This is a genomic window from Pseudonocardia sp. ZF1 (assembly GCF_056835605.1).
In genome coordinates this window covers 4,764,370-4,784,623 of record NZ_JAJNBY010000001.1, presented here as the reverse complement: position 1 = coordinate 4,784,623, position 20,254 = coordinate 4,764,370, and the positions used below count along the sequence as shown (strand labels likewise).

The following is a 20,254-nucleotide window of genomic DNA, read 5'->3' as shown; positions in this document are numbered from 1 at the left end:
GACCCGGCCCGGCCGGGCGGGGAGATCCCCGGTCGGTGCGCTGCGGGACGGCCTGATAATGATCATCGCTAACGAGATTCTACCGGTGGGTACACCCGCTCCGGGACGGGGGTTGCTGCGGACGGGTTGCGTGACGCCGCCCACGGTGGCCCGCTGATCACCCGTTGATCGCAACGAAGATCCATCCGCCACCCGGTCGGCGGCGCTCGGTCCGGCGGGACCCCACGGACGGAGGTGGTCCCTGCCACCGTCCGCGAGCATGATCGCGCCATGACCGACCGCAGCGGCCACATCGTCGACACCCTCGTGACCGCCTTCGACGACCTGATGGCCGCCGACCCCGCGGCGTTCCGGACCAAGTTCCGGAAGATGGCCGCCGACCCGTTCGCGTTCTACCGGGGCAGCGCCTGTCTGTTCTACGACGACGTCGCCCGCCGCGAGGACCCCTGGGTCGACGAGCGGACCGCCCGGGTCTGGATCCAGGGCGACCTGCACGCGGAGAACTTCGGCACCTACATGGACGGCGACGGCGTGCTCGTCTTCGACGTCAACGACTTCGACGAGGCCTACCTCGGCCACTGGACCTGGGACGTCACCCGGTTCGCGGCCAGCCTGTGCCTGCTCGGCTGGCGCAAGGCGCTGTCGGACCGGTCGCTGTCCGAGCTCGTCGAGCGCTACTGCCGCAGCTACCTGGCCCAGGTGCGGCACTTCGCCGACCGCGACGACGACGCGTTCTCGCTGCGCCTGGACACCACCGAGGGACCGGTGCACCAGGTCCTGCAGACCGCGCGCACCCGGACCCGGGTCGGACTGCTCGACGCGGTCACCGAGACCGAGGGCTTCGACCGGATCCTGCGCGCCGGCCCCGGCGTCCGCACCCTCGACGACGACGAGAAGGCCGCGGTCACCGCGGCGTTCGAGGCGTACGTGGCCACGATCCCGGAGTCCCGGCGCCACCGCGGCGTCGCCTACACCGTCAAGGACGTCGCCGGGCGCTCCGGCGTGGGCATCGGCAGCGCCGGGCTGCCGACCTACACGGTGCTGGTCGAGGGGCTGAACCAGGCGCTGGACAACGACATCGTCGTGTCGATGAAGCAGGGCAACGTGGCCGCGCCCTCGCGGGTGGTCACCGACGAGCGGGTGGCGTCGGCGTTCCGCCACCACGGGCACCGGACGGCGGTCTCGCAGCGCGCGCTGCAGGCGCACGCCGACCCGATGCTGGGTTGGACCGAGCTCGACGGCGTCGGGTTCGTCGTCGCCGAGGTCTCGCCCTACGAGGCGGACCTGGACTGGTCGGAGCTCACCGAGCCCGATGAGATCGCGCCGGTCGTCGCGGACCTGGGCCGGGCCACCGCGAAGATCCACTGCGTGGCCGACGCCGACGCCGACCACGCGCTCGTCGACTTCCGGGTCGAGGAGGCGGTCGCGGCGCGCACCGCCGGTGCGGAGGACGCGTTCGTGGAGTGGGTCGTGGAGTTCGCCCACGACTACGCCCGGACCGTGCGCGCCGACCACGCGCTGTTCGTGGAGGCGTTCCGCTCCGGGCGCATCCCCGGCGTCAGCTCGGCCTGACACTCCGACGGCCCGCCCTCCCAGCAGCGGGGGGACGGGCCGTCGCGGTGGGGCTACTTGCCGGCGAAGGCGTCGATCGCCGCGTTGAACGTGGCGCTCGGCCGCATGACCGCGTCGGTCTTCGCGCGGTCGACGTAGTAGTAGCCGCCCAGGTCGACCGGGTCGCCCTGGACCGCGTTCAGCTCACCGACGACCGTGTCCTCGGTGGCGGCGAGCTTCTCGGCGAGCGGGGCGAAGATCGCGGCCAGCTCGGTGTCCTCGGTCTGCGCGGCGAGGGCCTGCGCCCAGTACAGCGCGATGTAGAAGTGGCTGCCGCGGTTGTCGAGCTCCCCGACCTTGCGCGACGGCGACTTCCCGTTCTCCAGCAGCGTGCCGGTGGCCTCGTCGAGGGTCTGGCCGAGCAGCTTGGCCCGCAGCGGCTCCTCGGTCTTCGACGCCAGCATCTCCAGCGAGACGGCCAGCGCGAGGAACTCGCCGAGGGAGTCCCACCGCAGGTGGTTCTCCTTCTGCAGCTGCTGCACGTGCTTCGGCGCGGACCCGCCGGCGCCGGTCTCGAACAGGCCGCCGCCGTTCATCAGCGGGACGATCGACAGCATCTTCGCCGACGTGCCCAGCTCCATGATCGGGAACAGGTCGGTGAGGTAGTCGCGCAGCACGTTGCCGGTCACCGAGATGGTGTCCTCGCCCTTGCGGGCCCGCTCCAGGGTGTAGCGGGTGGCCTCGGCGACCGGGAGGATCTCGATGGTCAGTCCGTCGGTGTCGTGCTCGCCCAGGTACGTCTCGACCTTCGCGATCAGCTGCGCGTCGTGGGCGCGCGCCGAGTCCAGCCAGAAGACGGCGGGGGAGCCGGTGGCCCGGGCCCGCTCGACGGCCAGACCGACCCAGTTGCGGATCGGGGCGTCCTTGGTCTGGCAGCCGCGCCAGATGTCGCCCTCGCCGACCTCGTGCGAGAGCTTCTCCTCGCCCGACGCCGCGTCGACGACGCGCACGGTGCCCGCGGAGGCGATCTCGAAGGTCTTGTCGTGGCTGCCGTACTCCTCGGCCTTCTGGGCCATCAGCCCGACGTTCGGGACGGTGCCCATCGTCGTCGGGTCGAAGGCGCCGTTGGCCTGGCAGTGCTTGACGGTCTCGTCGTAGAGCGGGGCGTAGGACGAGTCCGGGATGACGAACTTGGTGTCCTGCAGCGCGTCGTCGGCGTTCCACATCCGGCCGGACGTGCGGATCGCGGCCGGCATCGAGGCGTCGATGATGACGTCGCTCGGGACGTGCAGGTTGGTGATCCCGCGCGCGGAGTCGACCTGGGCCAGCGCCGGGCCGGTCTCGTAGGCGGCGGTGATGGCCTTCTCGACGGCGTCGCGCTTGTCGGCGGGCAGCTTCTCCAGCGCGGTCAGGATCGAGGCGAGACCGTCGTCGGGGTCGGCGCCCACGGAGGCGAGGTCGTCGGCGAAGGAGGCGAACACGTCGGCGAAGTAGGCGCGGACGGCGTGGCCGAAGATGATCGGGTCGGAGACCTTCATCATCGTGGCCTTGAGGTGCACCGAGAACAGCACGCCCTTGGCCTTGGCGTCCGCGACCTGCTCGGCGAGGAAGGCCTGCAGCGGCTCGCGACGCATGACGGCGCCGTCGAACACCTCGCCGTCCAGCAGCGCCACCTTCTCCTTCAGCACCGTGACGGTGCCGTCGGCGGCGACGTGCTCGATGCGGACCGCGCCGTCACCGGCGGCGGTGAACGAGGTCTCGGAGTGGCGGAAGTCGCCGTCGTCCATGGTGGCGACGTGGCTGGTGGAGTCGGAGCTCCAGGCGCCCATCGAGTGCGGGTGCTTGCGGGCGAAGTTCTTCACCGACAGCGGGGCGCGGCGGTCGGAGTTGCCCTCGCGCAGCACCGGGTTGACCGCGGAGCCCTTGACCGAGTCGTAGGCGGCGCGGGCGGCCTTCTCCTGCTCGGTCTGCGGGTTGTCCGGGTAGTCCGGTACCTCGTAACCGGCGCCCTGGAGCTCGGTGATCGCCGCCTTGAGCTGCGGGATCGACGCCGAGATGTTCGGCAGCTTGATGATGTTGGCGTCCGGTGTCTTCGCCAGCTCGCCCAGCTCGGACAGCGAGTCCGGGACGCGCTGGGCGTCGGTGAGCCGGTCCGGGAACTTCGCCAGGATGCGGGCGGCCAGGGAGATGTCGCGGGTCTCCACGTCGACCCCGGCCTGGCCGGCGAAGGCCTCGATGACCGGCAGGAAGGAGTGGGTCGCCAGTGCCGGCGCCTCGTCGGTGTACGTGTAGATGAGCTTCATCGCGTCCTCAGGCCTGCCTCGGCTCGTCGTGTGTGCTGCCGTGTCCAGCGAGCGGGCCGCGACGGCGCCGGCGGACGGGCCCGGGACGACCGGGCGGGTCCCCGGCGCGGCGACCCGCTGACTGGGCCACACGCTATCTGTTCACCGGCCCTGCACGCCCGCAGGAGTAACCGGCCCGACACCCCCGTGATGGTCGAGCCCACGGCCGCGGACCGGCTACCGTGGTCGCGGCAGCGCTCGGCGGGAGGGGAACCACGGTGGCGAAGGTCTTCGGGCTCACCCGGAAGTCGCTCCTGAGGGGCTGGCCGCTGGTCGGGCTCATCGGAGTCGGCCTCACGGTCGTCGCACTCGCCTACGGCGGTGTCACCGGGAACCTGGAGACCACCGGGTGCCGTGTCGTCGTGCAGGGCGAGCAGGTGACGGTGCGCGCGTCGCCCGGCAACTCGGCGGCGCCGGTCCGCACGCTCCCGGTCGGGACCGAGGTCGCGGCCGAGACGATCGTCGACGGCGGCTTCCGCAAGCTCACCGAGCAGAACCAGTGGGTCCCGGTGGACTCCGTCGCCGCGACCTCGGGCAGCCGGTGCTGAACCCGTCGCGCAGCGTGATCAGGGGTGCGGCACAGTAGACGGTGTGAACGCGCTCGCCACGGTCAACGTCAACGGGGTCCGTGCCGCCGCCACCAAGGGCTTGCTGGAGTGGCTGGCCGCGACCGACGCGCGGGCGGTCTGCCTGCAGGAGGTCCGGGCACGGCCCGACGAGCTGCCGGCCGCCTTCCTGGCCGCGCTCGACGAGGGCGGCTGGCACCTGCGCCTGGCTCCGTCGCTGACGGCGAAGGGCCGCAACGGCGTCGCGGTGCTGAGCCGGGACGAGCCCGAGGCGGTGCGGATCGGTTTCCCGAGCGGAGCCCGCGGAGCGAGCAACGGCACCGACCCCACCACCGACCTGGACGGCCGCTACGTGGAGGTGGACCTGCCCGGCGGGCTCACCGTGGCCTCGTTGTACCTGCCCAAGGGCATGGCGGGCACCGAGAAGCAGGACCACAAGGACGCGTTCTGCGCGGCCTTCGGTGACCATCTGCGCACCGCGTTCGACCGGTGCGCCGCGACCGGGCGGCAGATGGTCGTCGGCGGGGACTGGAACATCGCGCCCACCGAGCTGGACCTGCGCAACTGGCGCGGGAACCGGCGCAACTCCGGGTTCCTGCCGCACGAGCGGGAGTGGTTCGCGAAGCTGCTCGAGCACGGCTGGCGCGACGTGGTGCGCGAGCGGCACCCGGGCGTCGACGGGCCGTACTCGTGGTGGAGCTACCGCGGGCGGGCCTTCGACAACGACACCGGGTGGCGGATCGACCACCTGCTCACCACGCCCGGAATCGCGGACGCCGCGCACGAGGCCGTCGTGGACCGGGCGCCCGCGCACGACCGGCGCTTCTCCGACCACGCCCCCGTCGTCGTCCGGCTGGGGGCCGCGTGATCGCCGGCCGGATGGTCGGCGGCCGCTACCTGCTGCTCGACGAGCTGGGCCGGCGCGGTTTCGGGCCCACCCACCGTGCCGAGGACCGCATCACCGGCCGCACCGTCGCCGTCACCGAGATCGCGCTGCCCGCGGTCGCGGGGGTCCGGGAGCGGCTGCTCACGGAGGTCCGGGCGGCCGGACGGCTGCGCCACCCGTCGGTCGTCGGGGTGCTGGACCTGGTCACCGACCGGTCCTCGGCCGGGGACATGCGCGAGTACCTGGTCACCGAGCACCCGGAGGCGCGACCGCTGGGTGCGGTCGTCGAGACGGCGCCGCCCTCTCCCCGGCAGGTCGCGCTCGTGGGCCGGGACGTGCTGGCCGCACTGCGTGCGGTGCACGCCGACGGCGGCACCCACGGCGGCCTCGACGCCGACGCGGTGCTCGTCACCGCCGACGGCCGCGCCCTGCTCACCGACGTCGGCCTCGCCCGGGCAGTCGGTCCGCGCCCCGGCGGGAACGGTGCGCCCGCCGCCCCCGAGGGCGCCGACACCTCGGCCGCGGACCTGTGGTGCCTGGGTGCCGTCCTGCGCGAGGCGGCGGGCCCGCGCCCGTCGGCGGGCAGCGCGCTCGCGACGGTCCTGGACGGCCTCACCGCCGACGACCCGGCCGAGCGCCCGACCCACGACCGGGCCGCCGAGCTGTTCGAACGCGGCGCCCGGCCCCGGTCCCCGGGCGGGGACCTCGGCCGCAACCGGTGGATCCTGCTGGGCGTGGCCGGGGTGCTGGCCGTGGTCGTCGTCGTGCTGCTCGTCCTCGCCGTCCTCTGAGCACACCCGGCGGCGGGAACCCGGCGGCGCCCGCGACGCGGCGGCGGGCAGGATGAGCCGGGTGAGCCGGAGCGTCGAACACCCCGCCGACCACCCCCGCGTCGCCGCCGTGAAGGAGGCGCTGCGCCGCGCCGGTGCCGACCCCGCGTCGATCGCGGGCCTGGTGCTGCTGTCCGACGCGGTGACCACCGCGGCCGCGGCGGCCGCCGCGCTGGAGGTGGAGGTCGGCCAGATCGCGAACTCGCTGGTCTTCGACGCCGACGGCGCCCCGCTGCTCGTGCTCACCTCCGGCGCGCACCGGGTCGACACCGACAGGGTCGCCGCGCTGGTCGGCGCGGCGCGGGTCGGACGGGCGTCGGAGGAGTTCGTGCGCGAGACCACCGGGCAGGTCATCGGCGGGGTCGCCCCGGTCGGGCACCCGGCGCCGGTCCGCACCCTGGTCGACGTCGCACTGGGGGAGTTCGACCGGGTCTGGGCGGCCGGCGGGGTGGCCCGCTCGGTGTTCCCGACGACCTTCGACGAGCTCGTCGCGGTCACCGGCGGGACGCCCGCCGAGGTCGCCTGAGCCGTATTCCCGCATCGGCGGTGATCCATCGCCGGGAAACGGACGGTCGCTGTGGTGATCGGTGAAACCTAGTGTGGGTGGCATGGCCGATACTCCCGCCGCACCCGTCCCGGCCGAGGCCGAACCGCCGGTCGGACTCCCGACCCCCGCACCCGCCGAACCGGTGCCCTCGGACTCGGCGTTCCGCCGGGCCCTGCGCCGGGTCCGGGACGGGTCCACCCTCGACGTCACCGAGGCCGCCGTCCTGCTCGCCGCCCGCGGCGAGCACCTCGACGAGCTGCTCGGCCACGCCGGCCGGGTCCGCGACGCCGGACTCGTCGAGGAGGGCCGCCCGGGCGTGGTCACCTACTCCCGCAACGTCTTCATCCCGCTGACCCGGCTCTGCCGCGACCGCTGCCACTACTGCACGTTCGCCACCGTCCCGCACAGGCTCGACGACATGTACCTGGAGCGCGACGAGGTCGTCGAGATCGCCCGCCAGGGCGCCGCGCAGGGCTGCAAGGAGGCCCTGTTCACCCTCGGCGACCGCCCCGAGGAGCGCTGGCCGCAGGCCCGCGAGTGGCTCGAGGCGCGCGGCTACGACTCCACCCTCGACTACGTCCGGGCCTGCGCGATCGCCGTCCTGGAGGAGACCGGGCTGCTGCCGCACCTCAACCCGGGCGTCATGAGCTGGGAGGAGCTGACCCGGCTCAAGCCGGTCGCGGCCAGCATGGGGATGATGCTGGAGACGACGTCGCAGCGGCTGTTCGAGAAGGGCGGCCCGCACTTCGGCAGCCCCGACAAGGAGCCCGCGGTCCGGCTGCGCGCCCTCACCGACGCCGGCCGCGTCGGCGTCCCGTTCACCACCGGCATCCTGATCGGCATCGGCGAGAACCGCACCGAGCGGGCCGAGTCGCTGTTCGCGATCCGCTCCGCCGCCCGCGCGCACGGGCACGTGCAGGAGGTGATCGTCCAGAACTTCCGCGCCAAGCCCGACACCGCGATGGCGAACGACCCGGACGCCGACCTGGAGGACCTGGCCGCCACCATCGCGGTCGCCCGGCTCGTGCTGGGTCCGAAGGTGCGGCTGCAGGCGCCGCCGAACCTCGTCGGCGACGAGCAGGCGCTGATGCTGCGTGCCGGGATCGACGACTGGGGCGGTGTCTCCCCGGTGACGGTGGACCACGTGTCCCCGGAGATGCCGTGGCCCGCCGTCGACGAGCTGGTCGCGATCACCGAGGCCGAGGGCTTCACGTTGCAGGAGCGGCTCACCGCCTACCCGAAGTACGTGCGGGCCGGGTCGCCGTGGATCGACGCGCGGCTGCTCGGCCATGTCGCCGCGCTGGCCGGGCCGGACGGGCTCGCCCGGCCCGACGCCGTCGTGGAGGGGCGGGCGTGGCAGGAGCCCGACGGCGGGTTCGCCTCGACCGGGCGCACCGATCTGAACTCCACGATCGACACGACCGGGCGCACCGAGGACCGGCGCAGCGACTTCGGCGACGTCTACGGCGACTGGGACGAGGTGGCCGCCGAGCTGGAGCACCAGCGCGCCGGGCACGGGGCGGCCCCCGAGCGGCTCGACTCCGACGTCCGGGCCGGGCTGGACCTGGCCGCGTCCGACCCGGCGGCGCTGCTCGACCCGGCGCACGCCGACGCCGCGATGGCCGTGCTGACCGCCGACGGGCCCGCGCTGCGCACGCTGCTCGACCTCGCCGACGACGTGCGGAGGCAGGTCACCGGGGACGACGTCACCTACGTGGTCAACCGGAACATCAACTTCTCGAACGTCTGCTACGTCGGCTGCCGGTTCTGCGCCTTCGCCCAGCGCGAGCGCGACGCCGACGCCTTCCGGCTCTCGCTCGACGAGGTCGCCCAGCGCGCCGCGGAGGCCGCCCGCGACGGTGCCACCGAGGTCTGCGTGCAGGGCGGCATCGACCCGCAGCTGCCGGTGTCGTTCTACGCCGACCTGGTCCGCGCGGTCACCGCGGCCGTGCCGGGGATGCACGTGCACGCGTTCTCCCCGATGGAGATCGTCTCTGCGGCGGCCAAGGCCGGGGTGTCGATCCGGGAGTGGCTGACCGAGCTGAAGGCCGCCGGGCTCGGCTCGATCCCGGGCACCGCCGCCGAGATCCTCGACGACGAGGTCCGGTGGGTGCTGACCAAGGGCAAGCTGCCAGCGTCCCAGTGGATCGAGGTCGTCTCGACCGCGCACGAGCTGGGGATCCCCAGCAGCTCGACGATGATGTACGGCCACGTCGACGAGCCCCGGCACTGGCTCGGGCACCTGCGCACCCTGGCCTCGATCCAGGACCGGACCGGGGGGTTCACCGAGTTCGTGCCGCTGCCGTTCGTCCACCACAACGCGCCGATCTACCTGGCCGGGATCGCCCGGCCGGGTCCGACGGAGCGCGACAACCGGGCGGTGCACGCGTTCGCCCGGCTCGCGCTGCACGGGCGGATCGACCACGTCCAGTGCTCCTGGGTGAAGCTCGGCGACGACCTCGCCGCGGACATCCTGGCCGGGGGTGCCGACGACATGGGCGGCACCCTGATGGAGGAGACGATCTCCCGGATGGCCGGCTCGGAGAACGGCTCCGAGCGCTCCGTCGCCGAGCTCACCGCGATCGCGGCGGCCGCCGGTCGCCCGGTCCGGCAGCGGACGACGACCTACCGCGGCGAGCCCCGCGTGCTCACCCCGGCGTCGGGTACCGGGCCGCGGATGCTGCCGCTGACCCCGGCCTGATCCCGGCCGGTCCCGCGTCGCCCCCGGGCCGCGCGGGACCGGCTCGGCCGCCGATCGGCCTACGGTGGCGGTATGGGTGTACTCGGAGAGATGTTCCCGCGGAAGCGGATGCACGAGGACTCGGACGCCGCGCAGGGCGGACAGCAGTGGCGGCTGGGCCCGATCGACCTCGACAAGGGCGTGGTGACGGTCGAGCCGGCCCCACGGCCCGAGGACCCGGAGCACGAGAAGGACCGGGAGAACGGATGACGTGCTGACCGGGACGACGCCCCGCGGCTGCCGCAGCCCCCTCACCGCGCTGTCGCAGGACGTCCGCCCCGGCCGGTGGGCCGACCCCCCGATCCGGCCCACCCCGCCGCCGGCCGGGCCCGGAGGCGCGGCTTCGATCGGCAGAGTGAGGCCAACGGTACGATCTTGAGCAGTCCGGGGTCAAGGGAGGCGAGCGGGTGCGGCCGCAGGAGCTGGGCGCCGTGGGGCGCGGTCTCGGCCTGCTCGCCGACACCTGGACGCTGCTGATCCTGCAGCGCGCCTTCCTCGGCGTCAGCCGGTACGCGGAGTGGCGGGAGACCCTCAACATCTCCGACGCGACGTTGTCGGCGCGGCTGCGCGGTCTCGTCGACGCGGGTCTGCTCGAGCCCCGCAGCTACGCCGACGGTGCCCGCGAGCGCCGCGGCTACGCCCTCACCGAGCGCGGCGGCGACATCTGGAAGCTGCTGATCTGCACCTGGGACTGGGAGAAGACCTGGGTCCCGCGGGAGGTCCCGCTCCCCGAGATCGTGCACCGCGACTGCGGCCGCCCCACCCGGGTGCGGGTGTGCTGTGCGGCCTGCGGCGGCGCGGTCGGGCCGCGGGACACCGAGGTCGAGCGCGAGCCGTGGGCGCCGGGGCTGGACCTGCTGGCCCGCAGACACCCGCGGCGCACCCGCGGCACGCTGCCCGTCGACCCGCTCTCGTTCCTGCCCGGTGCGATGGAGATCATCGGCGACCGGTGGGGTGCCGCCGTCCTCGGCGCCGCGCTCACCGGGATCCGGGCGTTCAACTGCTTCGCCCACGAGCTGGCGATCTCCCCGGAGGTGCTGTCGGACCGGCTGCGCCGCTTCGTCGCGCTCGGGGTGCTCAGCCGCAGCGGCGACGGCGAGTACCGCCTCACCGACAAGGGCCGGGCCAGCTTCCCGATCCACGCCTGCCTGGTCGAGTGGTCGCACCGCTGGTGCGGCGGGGACGGCGCCCCGATCGACCTCACGATCCGCCACCGGGCCTGCGGGCAGCCGCTCTGCGTGCGGCTGGACTGCGAGCAGTGCGGGCGGGCGTTCGCCCGGGACTCGGTGTCCCCGGTGCGCCCGAGATGACGGACGGTAGGGAACGATGGCGGGCATGAACGACGCCCACCGTCCCCGCGTGCTGTCCGGGATCCAGCCCACGGCCGACTCGTTCCACCTCGGCAACTACCTGGGTGCGCTGCGGCAGTGGGTGGCCCTGCAGGACGACCACGAGGCGTTCTACTGCGTCGTGGACCTGCACGCGATCACGGTGGAGCACGACCCGGCCGAGCTGGCCCGGCGTACCCGGGTCGCGGCCGCGCAGCTGCTCGGGCTGGGGCTCGACCCGGACCGCTGCACGCTGTTCGTGCAGTCGCACGTCCCGGAGCACGCGCGGTTGTCCTGGATCCTGGAGTGCATCACCGGCTTCGGCGAGGCCGGCCGGATGACCCAGTTCAAGGACAAGTCCGCCAAGCAGGGCACCGACCGGGCGACGGTCGGGCTGTTCACGTACCCGATCCTGCAGGCCGCGGACATCCTGCTCTACCAGGCCGACCGCGTCCCGGTCGGCGAGGACCAGCGCCAGCACCTGGAGCTGACCCGCAATCTCGCGCAGCGGTTCAACCACCGCTTCGGCGAGACGTTCCGGGTGCCCGAGCCGCACATCCCGCAGGCCACGGCGAAGATCTACGACCTGCAGGACCCGACGGCGAAGATGAGCAAGTCGGCGTCGTCGCCCAGCGGGATCGTGGAGCTCCTCGACCCGCCGCGGACCTCGGCCAAGAAGATCCGCTCCGCGGTGACCGACAACGAGCGCGAGATCCGCTTCGACCCGGAGAACAAGCCGGGCATCGCGAACCTGCTCACCATCAACGCGGCGATGACCGACCGGAAGGTGGCCGAGGTCGAGGCCGAGTACGTCGGCCGCGGCTACGGCGACCTGAAGAAGGACCTGGGCGAGATCGTCGCCGCGTTCGCGGAGCCGTTCGCGGAGAAGGTGAACGGCTACCTGGCCGATCCGGCCGAGCTCGACCGGGTGCTCGCGCGCGGTGCCACCCGTGCGCGTGAGGTCTCCGGCGCGACACTGGCCGCGGTTCACGAGAGGATCGGGTTCCTCCCGCCCGCCTGAGCGACGCTCCCGGGGCGGGGAGAACCACCGAACCGGGGGAATGATGGCCGAGAACCGCGCTGCCACGATCGCGCACCGGCTGGAGACCGACGAGGAGGAGACCGAGACCTTCCTCGACCGCCAGCGGGAGAAGCATCCGTGGCTCGACCACCTGGTCCGGGCGGGGGAGCGCTACACCGAGAACCACGGCGACCACTACGCCGCGGCGATCACCTACTTCTCCATCCTGGCGCTGGTACCGCTGCTGATGGTCGGGTTCGCGGCGGCCGGGTTCGTGCTGCGCGGGAACCCTGAGCTCCTCGACTCCCTGCGCCAGGCGATCCAGTCGGCCGCGCCGGGCCAGATCGGCGAACTGCTCGGCGGGATCGTGCAGACCGCGATCGACCGGGCCGGGGCGATCGGTCTGATCGGTCTGGTCGGCGCGCTGTACTCGGGCATCGGCTGGATGAGCAACCTGCGCGAGGCGCTGACCGAGCAGTGGGGCCAGCGGGACGATGCCCCGCCGATGATCAAGCGGCTGGCGTTCGACCTGCTCGCCCTGGTCGGGCTCGGGCTGGCCCTGGTGCTGTCGTTCGCGATCTCCTCGATCGGTGGCGCGGCGGGGAGGTTCCTGCTCGACCTGGTCGGCCTCGGCGAGGCGACGTGGGCACGCGTGCTGCTGAGCATCGCCTCGTTCCTGCTCGTGCTCGCCGGGAACTGGCTGGTGTTCCTCTGGGTGATCGCCCGGCTGCCGCGCGAGCCCGTGTCCCTGCGCAGCGCGGCCAGGGCCGCGCTGATCGGCGCGATCGGGTTCGCGATCCTGCAGCGGGTGATGGTGATCTACCTCGGCTCGGTCACGAACTCCGCGGCCGGTGCGGCTTTCGGATCGATCCTCGGTCTGCTGGTCTTCATCTTCTTCACCTCGCGGTTCCTGCTGTTCGTGACGGCCTGGGCCGCCAGCGCCGAGGAGAACGACCTGGGCTACCGCGACCTGCCCGCCCCGGCGATCATCCGGCCGCAGTACGTCGTCCGGGACGGCCCGGGCGCGCTCGCGTCGGCGGGCCTGGTCACCGCGGGTCTGATCGGCGGGGCACTCGGCCTGCGGGCCCTGGGGCGCCGGCGGCGCTGACCCGGATCGCCGTCCCGCCCCGATCTCGAAGGACGTGATCCCGACGAATTCGCTTACCCGGTAAGCGAGTTCGCAGGAGGGTGTGGCCCGGCCCTCGGGCGCAGGGGTGAGCCTGTGCCGTCTCGGCCGGTTCTCCCGGTACAGGCCCCGACGAACTCCTTCGCCCCGTGAACGGTCCCGCGGACCCGAGATCCGGGGACGTCGTCCGACGAATCCGCTTACCCGGTAAGCGGATTCCCAGAAGGGTGCACCCCTGCCCTCGGGCACCGGGCGAGCCGACGCCGACCCGGTCGGGTTTCCCGGGCGTCTGCCGCAGGTCAACGGCGCCGGCGCAGCCGCGCGGCCACCAGCGCCCCGACGCCGGCGAGCGCGGCGACCCCGCCGACCAGCACCGCGGCGGGGACCGGCGCAGCACCCGCGGGATCCGGGGCGCCGGTCGCCGTCGCCCCGTCGGCGCTTCGCGTCGCCCCGTCCGCGCCCCCGGATCCCGTTGCGCCGTCCGCGCCGCCTGCCCCGCCCGCGGGGGCCGCGGCGCCCGGGGGCGTGTCCGAGCCGTCGGCGGAGCCCGTGGTGCCCGGCTCGACCAGCGTCCCGATCCCGGTGGCCGGGGCGCCGAAGCCCCAGTCCAGCAGGGCGCGGGCCTGGTCGACCATCAGCACCGGCCGGGGCTCGCCGCGCACGACGGCGACGACCAGCCGTCGCCCGTCGCGCTCCATCGCGCCGACGAAGGTGTGCCGGGCGGCGTCGGTGAACCCGTTCTTGCCGCCGAGGAAGCCGGGGGCACCGAGGAGCCGGTCGTCGTTGCCGAGCAGGAAGCCGGGCTTGTCGGCGAACCCGGGGAACGGGATGCTCCGGGTGGTCAGCGCGGCCGCGATCCGCGGGCGCTCCAGTGCGGCGCGCAGCAGCAGGCCCAGGTCGTAGGCCGAGGCGGACATCCCCGGGCCGTCGAGGCCGGAGGGTGTCGCGGGACGGGTGTCCAGGGCACCGAGGCGGCGGGCCTCGTCGCGCATGGCGGCCAGCGTCGCGGGGACCCCGCCGAGTTCGCGGGCCAGGGCGTTCGCGGCGTCGTTGCCCGAGGACAGCAGCAGCCCGTGCAGCAGCTGGTCGACCGTGTAGCGCCCGCCGGGACCGATCCCGGCCCGGCTGCCGTCGACATCTCCGTCCTCGGCGGTGCCCACGACCACCCGGTCCATCGGCAGCCGCTCGTCGACGACCAGCGCGAGCAACAGCTTGATCGTCGACGCCGGACGCTGCCGCGCGTGCGGGGCCCGGGCGGCGAGCACCGCACCCGAGTCGAGGTCGGCGACGACGTACGACGCGACCCCGACCGGCGGGGGCGGCGCCGGCCCGGCGTGGGTGTCACCGCAGCCGCCGAGCCCGCCGACCGGTGGCGACGGCACCGGCAGCGGGGGGACGGGCACCGTCTCCTCCCGCGCGGGCGGGCCGGGCGGGACCTCCTGCCCCGGGCAGCCCGCGGCGACCGCGACCGGAGCGGCGGAGGCGACCGGCGCGGTGCCCGCCGCCCCGGCCAGCGCGAGCGCCACGACGACGGGAACGAGCAGCCGGGCGGCGGGTCGGCGCGGGGAGCCCGGGCCGGCGGGGGTCGTCACCGTTGCAGCATGACCCACGGCCCGGCGGAACGGGCCGCCCGCTGCGGGCCCGGCACCACGGACCGCGCCCCGCGGCACGGTCAGCGCTCGACGATCTCCTTGACCCGGTCCAGGCTGCGCTCCAGCCCGTCGCGCATCAGGGCCTCGCGGTCCCGGCCCAGGATCCCGCTGCGCTGCAGCAGCCGTACCGGCAGCGCCGCCTCGCCGGTCTTCTCCCGCCAGGCGACGACGGTCGTCGCCCCGTCCCCGGCCGGCTCCAGGACCCAGCCCCAGGCCGTGCGCGACTCGGTCACGACGAAGGTGAACCGGCGGGCCGGCTCGCACTCGGTGACGCGGCAGTGCGTGGACCAGCGGATCCGTCCGTGCCGGTTGCCCCCGGTGAACCTCGCGCCCACGGCGGGCCCGGTCGCGTCGCCGCGCCACCGTCCCCCGGTGGCCTCCGGGCTCCACTCACCGGCCCGGGTGATGTCCGAGACCAGCTCCCACACCCGCTCCGGCGGGGCCTGCACCGTACGTTCCGCGCGATCCATCGATCCTCCTCCGAGACTGCGTCACCTCCCGGGTACAAGATCGTCCGGGTGTGCGGACGGTACCGTCCGTCAACCGCTCGACGATTCCGCGTCACGGCCGTGTTTCGAGTTCTGCCGAAACCGTTGTCCAGCGGTTACCGTCCCGTCCGGACATGCGCCGCCGAGCGGTGGCGCCGGAGGGGGAGGTCACCTCGTGCGGATCAACCAGCGCATCGGAGGCAGGGGCCGGTACGCGACCGCGATCGCGCTCGTGGCCGCGGCGGCACTCACGCTCGCGGGCTGTGCCCGCGACACCGGCGGGGGCGACGGCGCCCAGGCCGGGGAGTGCGAGCGCGTCGCGCCGCCGTCGGTCCCGGCAGCCTCGGCCCAGCCGGCGCCGGAGGCTCCGAAGGCGGACGCGAGCCGGCTCAAGGTCGGGCTGGCCTACGACATCGGCGGCCGTGGCGATGCCTCGTTCAACGACGCGGCGGCCGCCGGCCTCGACCGCGCCGTCGCCGAGCTGGGGCTCCAGAAGGCCAACACGCGCGAGGCGACAGCCCAGGCGGGGGAGAGCGAGGACGCGGGCACCAACCGCCTCCGCCAGCTCGCCCAGGGCGGGTTCAACCCGATCGTCGCGGTCGGCTTCAACTACGCCACCGGCGTGAAGACCGTCGCGACCGAGTTCCCGAACATCCAGTTCGCCATCGTCGACGACGACACGGTCGACCTGCCCAACGTCAAGCCGCTGGTCTTCGCCGAGGAGCAGGGCTCGTTCCTGGTCGGCGCCGCGGCCGCGCTGAAGACCTCGACCTGCAAGGTCGGGTTCATCGGCGGCGTCGACAACCCGCTGATCCAGAAGTTCGACGCCGGCTACGAGCAGGGTGCCAAGGCCGTCGCGCCGCAGATCGACGTCGAGTCTGCCTACATCTCCCCGGCCGGCGACTTCACCGGCTTCAACGACGCCACCCGCGCCACCGAGATCGCATCCGGCCAGTACGACGGCGGCGCCGACATCGCCTTCGCCGCGGCGGGCCAGTCGAACCAGGGTGTCTTCGCGGCCGCGCAGACCGCGCAGAAGAAGGCCATCGGCGTCGACTCCGACCAGTACAACTCGCCGCAGCTGACGCAGGTCCGCGACACGATCATGACGTCGATGATCAAGCGGGTCGACGTGGCGGTCTACGAGTACATCAACGCGGTCGCGGGCAACGCCGTCGCGACGCTCCCGGCGCGATTCGACCTCGCCAACAACGGTGTCGGCTACTCCACCTCCGGTGGCCAGGTCGACGACATCGTCCCGCAGCTCGAGGCGTACAAGGCCGCGATCATCGCCGGACAGATCGACGTCACGTCCACGAAGTGACCGACGAGCGCCACGCGGTCGAACTGCGCGGGATCACCAAGCGGTTCCCCGGCGTCGTCGCGAACGACGGCGTGGACCTCACCGTCACCCACGGTGAGGTCCACGCCCTCTGCGGCGAGAACGGGGCCGGCAAGTCGACCCTGATGAAGATCCTCTACGGGATGCAGACGCCCGACGAGGGCACGATCGTCGTCGACGGGGCGGACACGCACTTCCGCAGCCCCGCCGACGCCATCGCCGCGGGGATCGGGATGGTCCACCAGCACTTCATGCTGGCCGACAACCTGACCGTCGCCGAGAACGTGCTGCTCGGCGCCGAGCGCCTGCACGGCATCGGGAAGGCGGCCCGGGCGCGGATCACCGAGCTGTCCGCGACCGTCGGGCTCGCCGCCCGGCAGGACGCGCTCGTCGAGCACCTCGGCGTCGCCGACCGGCAGCGCATCGAGATCCTGAAGGTGCTCTACCGCGGCGCCCGCACGGTGATCCTCGACGAGCCGACCGCGGTGCTGGTCCCGCAGGAGGTCGACGAGCTGTTCGCGACCGTGCGCCGGATGCAGGGCGACGGCTACACGTTCCTGTTCATCTCGCACAAGCTCGACGAGGTCCGCGCCGTCGCCGACCGGATCACCGTGATCCGCCGCGGCCGCACGGTCGGCACCGCGGACCCGCTGACCGTGACCAACCGCGAGCTGGCGGAGATGATGGTCGGCTCGGAGCTGCCCTCGCCGGAGACCCGCGAGTCGACCGTGACCGACCGCGAGGTGCTGCGCGTCGAGGGCCTCGGGCTGACGAGCCCGGACGGCGGCCGCGACCTGCTCGACGGCGTCGACCTCGTCGTGCACGCCGGTGAGGTGCTGGGCATCGCCGGCGTCGAGGGCAACGGCCAGACCGAGCTCGTCGAGACGGTCATGGGGATGCGCAGGCACGCCCGTGGCCGGGTGCTGCTGAACGGCACCGACATCTCGGCGAACTCCACGATGGCCCGCCGCGAGGCCGGCATCGGCTACGTCCCCGAGGACCGGTCCCGCCACGCCCTGCTCGGCGAGCAGCCGCTGTGGGCGAACCGGATCCTCGGGTTCCAGTCCCGGCCGCCGATCGCCCGGCGCGGGCTGCTGGACACCGCCGCCGCGCGCACCGACACCGAGCGGATCGTGCGCGACTTCGACGTGCGTACCCCCGGAATCGACGTCATGGCGGCCGCGCTGTCCGGTGGCAACCAGCAGAAGCTCGTCGTCGGACGGGAGCTGTCCGGCGACCCGGTGCTGCTCATCGCGGCCCACCCGACCCGCGGTGTCGACGTCGGCGCACAGGCAGGCATCTGGGCCGAGCTGCGCCGCGCCCGCGCGGCCGGGCTCGCGGTGCTGCTGGTCTCGGCCGACCTCGACGAGCTGATCGGCCTGTCCGACACCCTCGCCGTCATCTCCGGCGGGCGGCTGGTCGGCACCGCCGATCCCGCGACCGTGACCCCCGAGGAGCTGGGTACCAAGATGACCGGAGCCGCCACGTGAGCCGGCTGCGGGGCGCCGTCGTCGCGCCCGTCCTCGCGATCGCGGTCGCCGCCCTGCTCTGCGGGGTCGCACTCGTGATCAGCGGGGCGTCGCCGTGGACGGCGGTCACCACCATCCTCGCGCAGGTCGGGTCGGGCACGGTCGTCGTGGACACCGTGAACTCCGCCGCCGTCTACTACCTCGCCGCCCTGGCCGTCGCGATCGGCTTCCAGATGCGGCTGTTCAACATCGGCGTCGAGGGCCAGTTCCGGGTCGCCGCCTGCGTCGCCGCGATCGTCGGCGGGACGGTGGCGCTCCCGCCCGTCCTGCACACCGTGCTGATCATGGTGGTGGCGCTGCTGACCGGCGCCGCCTGGGTCGCGATCCCGGCGCTGCTCAAGGCCTACCGCGGCGTCTCCGAGGTCATCTCGACGATCATGCTGAACGCGATCGCCACCGGGCTGATCGCCTACCTGATCCGCGCCGAGACCTTCGGCGAGCTGCGCGGCAACAACATCACCACCCCGCCGATCCCCGAGTCGGGCTGGTTCCCCGGTATCCCGGTCGGCAACGGCGCGATCTTCGGGATGGTGTTCGTCGCGGCCGCGCTGGGCATCGGCTACTGGTTCCTGCTCGGACGCACCCGGTTCGGCTTCGAGCTGCGCGCCTCCGGCGAGTCGGCGACGGCCGCCGCGACCGGCGGGGTGAACGCGCGCCGCACGATCGTCGTCGCGCTGCTGCTCTCCGGTGCGGTCGCCGGGCTGGTCGGATTGCCCGAGCTGCTCGGGCGCGACCACGCCTACACGCTGTCCTCGCCGCAGGGCTACGGCTTCACCGGCATCGCGATCGCGCTGCTGGGCCGCAACCACCCCGTCGGCATCGCGCTGGGCGCGCTGCTGTGGGCGTTCCTGGACAAGTCCGCGGTGGCGCTCGACGTCGTCGGCATCCCGCGGGAGATCGTACTGATCATGCAGGGCCTGATCGTGCTGTCGGTGGTCGTCGCCTACGAGGTCGTCCGCCGGGTCGAGCGCCGGGCCGAGCAACGGCGGGTCGCCGCGGCGGCCCCCGCACCGCAACCCGCGGAGGTGTCGTCGTGACCGCGGTGCTGGATCGTGCGCGGTCTCTGCCCGGCTGGGCCCGGTCGGCGCTGATCGCGGCCGTGCTCGTCGCCGTCCTGTCCGTCACGGTGACGCTGACCGGCCAGATCCAGCTGACCTCCGGTGGCACCGCGTCCGCCGCGGTGCGGCTGGGGCTGCCGATCCTGCTCGCCGGCCTGGGCGGCCTCTGGGCCGAACGCGCCGGGATCATCAACATCGGCCTCGAGGGCATGATGGTGCTCGGCACCTGGGGCGCGGCCTGGGCCGGCTACCAGTGGGGGCCGTGGGCGGCGATGCTCGGCGGGCTGGTGTTCGGCGCGCTCGGCGGGCTGCTGCACGCCGTCGCGACGGTGACGTTCAACGTCAATCACATCGTCTCCGGCGTCGCGATCACCCTGCTCGGGACGGGGCTGACGAAGTACCTGGCGACGCTGGTCTTCACCCCGGTCTCGCAGAACCCGCGCCAGTCCCCGCGGCTGGAGGGCTTCACCGAGTTCTCGATCCCCGGGGTCTCCGAGGGCCTCGCGGCGCTGGAGGCCCAGCAACGGGTGTTCGTCTCCGACCTCGCCGGGTTGCTGTCCGGGCTGGTCACCGGCCTGACGCCGATCCTGGTCATCGGGGTCGCGCTGGTCCCGGTGAGCTACCTCGTGCTGTGGCGGACGGCGTTCGGGCTGCGGCTGCGCAGCGCGGGCGAGTCGCCGGTCGCGGCGGAGTCGCTCGGCGTGAACGTGGTGCTGCACAAGTACGTCGCGGTCACGATCTCCGGCGCGCTCGCCGGGCTCGGCGGTGCGGCCCTGGTGCTCAACCCCGGCCAGCTCGGCTACCTGGAGAACCAGGTCGGCGGCCGCGGGTACATCGGCCTCGCCGCGATGATCTTCGGCAACTGGCGGCCCGCCGGGCTGCTCGTCGGCTCGGCGCTGTTCGGCTACGTCGACGGCCTGCAGCTGCGTGCCGGCGGTGAGGCGGTGCACGCGCTGCTCTACGGCGCGACGCTGGTCGCGGTCGTCGTCGCGGTGCTGTGGGCGATCCGCCGGATGTGGACCGCCGCCGCCGTCGCGCTCGTCGCGGGGCTGCTGGTGTACGCGGTCTACTGGTCGGTCGACACCGTGCCCAGCGAGTTCGCCTCCTACGCCCCGCAGCTCGTCACGCTGATCGTGCTCGCGGCGGCCTCGCAACGACTACGACCACCGGCCCGGCTCGGCGAGCCGTACCGGCGCGGGGAGGGACGCTAGATGGCAGGCGGGGGACCGTCCGGAGCGGGCGCGGACA

17 protein-coding genes are annotated in these 20,254 nt (G+C 73.6%); 14 read left to right on the top strand and 3 right to left on the bottom strand.

Annotated elements, in window-relative coordinates; translation table 11 throughout:
- Positions 1-270 precede the first annotated feature (270 nt).
- On the top strand, positions 271-1,572 hold the full coding sequence (locus ZF1_RS22975; RefSeq protein WP_073576409.1) for a DUF2252 domain-containing protein: 1,302 nt from the start codon (positions 271-273) through the stop codon (positions 1,570-1,572).
- Positions 1,573-1,625: 53 nt separating this feature from the next.
- Here the strand turns inward: ZF1_RS22975 and ZF1_RS22970 are convergent, their stop codons facing one another.
- Positions 1,626-3,854: an NADP-dependent isocitrate dehydrogenase gene (locus ZF1_RS22970; RefSeq protein WP_482638318.1), complete on the bottom strand. Its 2,229-nt coding sequence runs from the start codon at positions 3,852-3,854 to the stop codon at positions 1,626-1,628.
- Between the two features lie 257 nt (positions 3,855-4,111).
- On the opposite strand from ZF1_RS22970, the gene ZF1_RS22965 reads away from it, so the two are divergent.
- From ZF1_RS22965 to yhjD, 9 genes are all read left to right on the top strand, one after another.
- Positions 4,112-4,441 carry a hypothetical protein gene (locus ZF1_RS22965; protein WP_405415106.1) on the top strand — a complete coding sequence of 110 codons (330 nt, stop codon included), beginning with the start codon at positions 4,112-4,114 and terminating at the stop codon, positions 4,439-4,441.
- Between the two features lie 43 nt (positions 4,442-4,484).
- Complete coding sequence (locus ZF1_RS22960) at positions 4,485-5,327, top strand: exodeoxyribonuclease III (RefSeq protein WP_482638317.1); 843 nt, start codon at positions 4,485-4,487, stop codon at positions 5,325-5,327.
- Positions 5,324-6,136 (top strand): protein kinase domain-containing protein, encoded by an 813-nt coding sequence (locus tag ZF1_RS22955; protein WP_482638316.1) that lies wholly within the window; start codon positions 5,324-5,326, stop codon positions 6,134-6,136. Before ZF1_RS22960 ends, ZF1_RS22955 begins: the two co-directional genes overlap by 4 nt.
- Positions 6,137-6,188: 52 nt before the next feature.
- Positions 6,189-6,701 (top strand): YbaK/EbsC family protein, encoded by a 513-nt coding sequence (locus tag ZF1_RS22950; RefSeq protein WP_482638315.1) that lies wholly within the window; start codon positions 6,189-6,191, stop codon positions 6,699-6,701.
- Between the two features lie 82 nt (positions 6,702-6,783).
- Positions 6,784-9,423, top strand: coding sequence for a bifunctional FO biosynthesis protein CofGH (locus tag ZF1_RS22945; protein WP_482638314.1), 2,640 nt, complete (start codon positions 6,784-6,786; stop codon positions 9,421-9,423).
- A 72-nt stretch (positions 9,424-9,495) separates the two neighbouring features.
- A complete protein-coding gene (locus ZF1_RS22940; RefSeq protein ID WP_346108427.1) occupies positions 9,496-9,672 on the top strand; it encodes a hypothetical protein in 177 nt (58 codons plus the stop codon).
- 197 nt (positions 9,673-9,869) lie between these two features.
- On the top strand, positions 9,870-10,772 hold the full coding sequence (locus ZF1_RS22935; RefSeq protein ID WP_251784345.1) for a winged helix-turn-helix transcriptional regulator: 903 nt from the start codon (positions 9,870-9,872) through the stop codon (positions 10,770-10,772).
- Between the two features lie 25 nt (positions 10,773-10,797).
- Complete coding sequence (gene trpS / locus ZF1_RS22930) at positions 10,798-11,811, top strand: tryptophan--tRNA ligase (RefSeq protein ID WP_062397676.1); 1,014 nt, start codon at positions 10,798-10,800, stop codon at positions 11,809-11,811.
- Between the two features lie 43 nt (positions 11,812-11,854).
- Positions 11,855-12,919: an inner membrane protein YhjD gene (yhjD, locus tag ZF1_RS22925; RefSeq protein ID WP_251784343.1), complete on the top strand. Its 1,065-nt coding sequence runs from the start codon at positions 11,855-11,857 to the stop codon at positions 12,917-12,919.
- 317 nt (positions 12,920-13,236) lie between these two features.
- Here the strand turns inward: yhjD and ZF1_RS22920 are convergent, their stop codons facing one another.
- Both ZF1_RS22920 and ZF1_RS22915 read right to left on the bottom strand, forming a co-directional pair.
- Positions 13,237-14,529, bottom strand: coding sequence for a D-alanyl-D-alanine carboxypeptidase family protein (locus ZF1_RS22920; RefSeq protein WP_482638313.1), 1,293 nt, complete (start codon positions 14,527-14,529; stop codon positions 13,237-13,239).
- 80 nt (positions 14,530-14,609) lie between these two features.
- The gene (locus ZF1_RS22915) at positions 14,610-15,059 is read right to left on the bottom strand and encodes an SRPBCC family protein (protein ID WP_482638312.1); all 450 of its coding nucleotides are present in this window, start codon (positions 15,057-15,059) and stop codon (positions 14,610-14,612) included.
- A 193-nt stretch (positions 15,060-15,252) separates the two neighbouring features.
- Between ZF1_RS22915 and ZF1_RS22910 the strand changes: the two genes are divergently transcribed.
- The 4 genes from ZF1_RS22910 to ZF1_RS22895 are packed head-to-tail and all read left to right on the top strand — an operon-like array spanning position 15,253 to position 20,217.
- Positions 15,253-16,401, top strand: a complete 1,149-nt coding sequence (locus ZF1_RS22910) for a BMP family lipoprotein (RefSeq protein WP_161151581.1) — start codon at positions 15,253-15,255, stop codon at positions 16,399-16,401.
- Positions 16,398-17,909, top strand: a complete 1,512-nt coding sequence (locus tag ZF1_RS22905; protein WP_073576401.1) for an ABC transporter ATP-binding protein — start codon at positions 16,398-16,400, stop codon at positions 17,907-17,909. Before ZF1_RS22910 ends, ZF1_RS22905 begins: the two co-directional genes overlap by 4 nt.
- A complete protein-coding gene (locus tag ZF1_RS22900) occupies positions 17,906-18,985 on the top strand; it encodes an ABC transporter permease (RefSeq protein ID WP_062397669.1) in 1,080 nt (359 codons plus the stop codon). Before ZF1_RS22905 ends, ZF1_RS22900 begins: the two co-directional genes overlap by 4 nt.
- A complete protein-coding gene (locus ZF1_RS22895; RefSeq protein ID WP_100878700.1) occupies positions 18,982-20,217 on the top strand; it encodes an ABC transporter permease in 1,236 nt (411 codons plus the stop codon). Before ZF1_RS22900 ends, ZF1_RS22895 begins: the two co-directional genes overlap by 4 nt.
- Positions 20,218-20,254 lie beyond the last annotated feature (37 nt).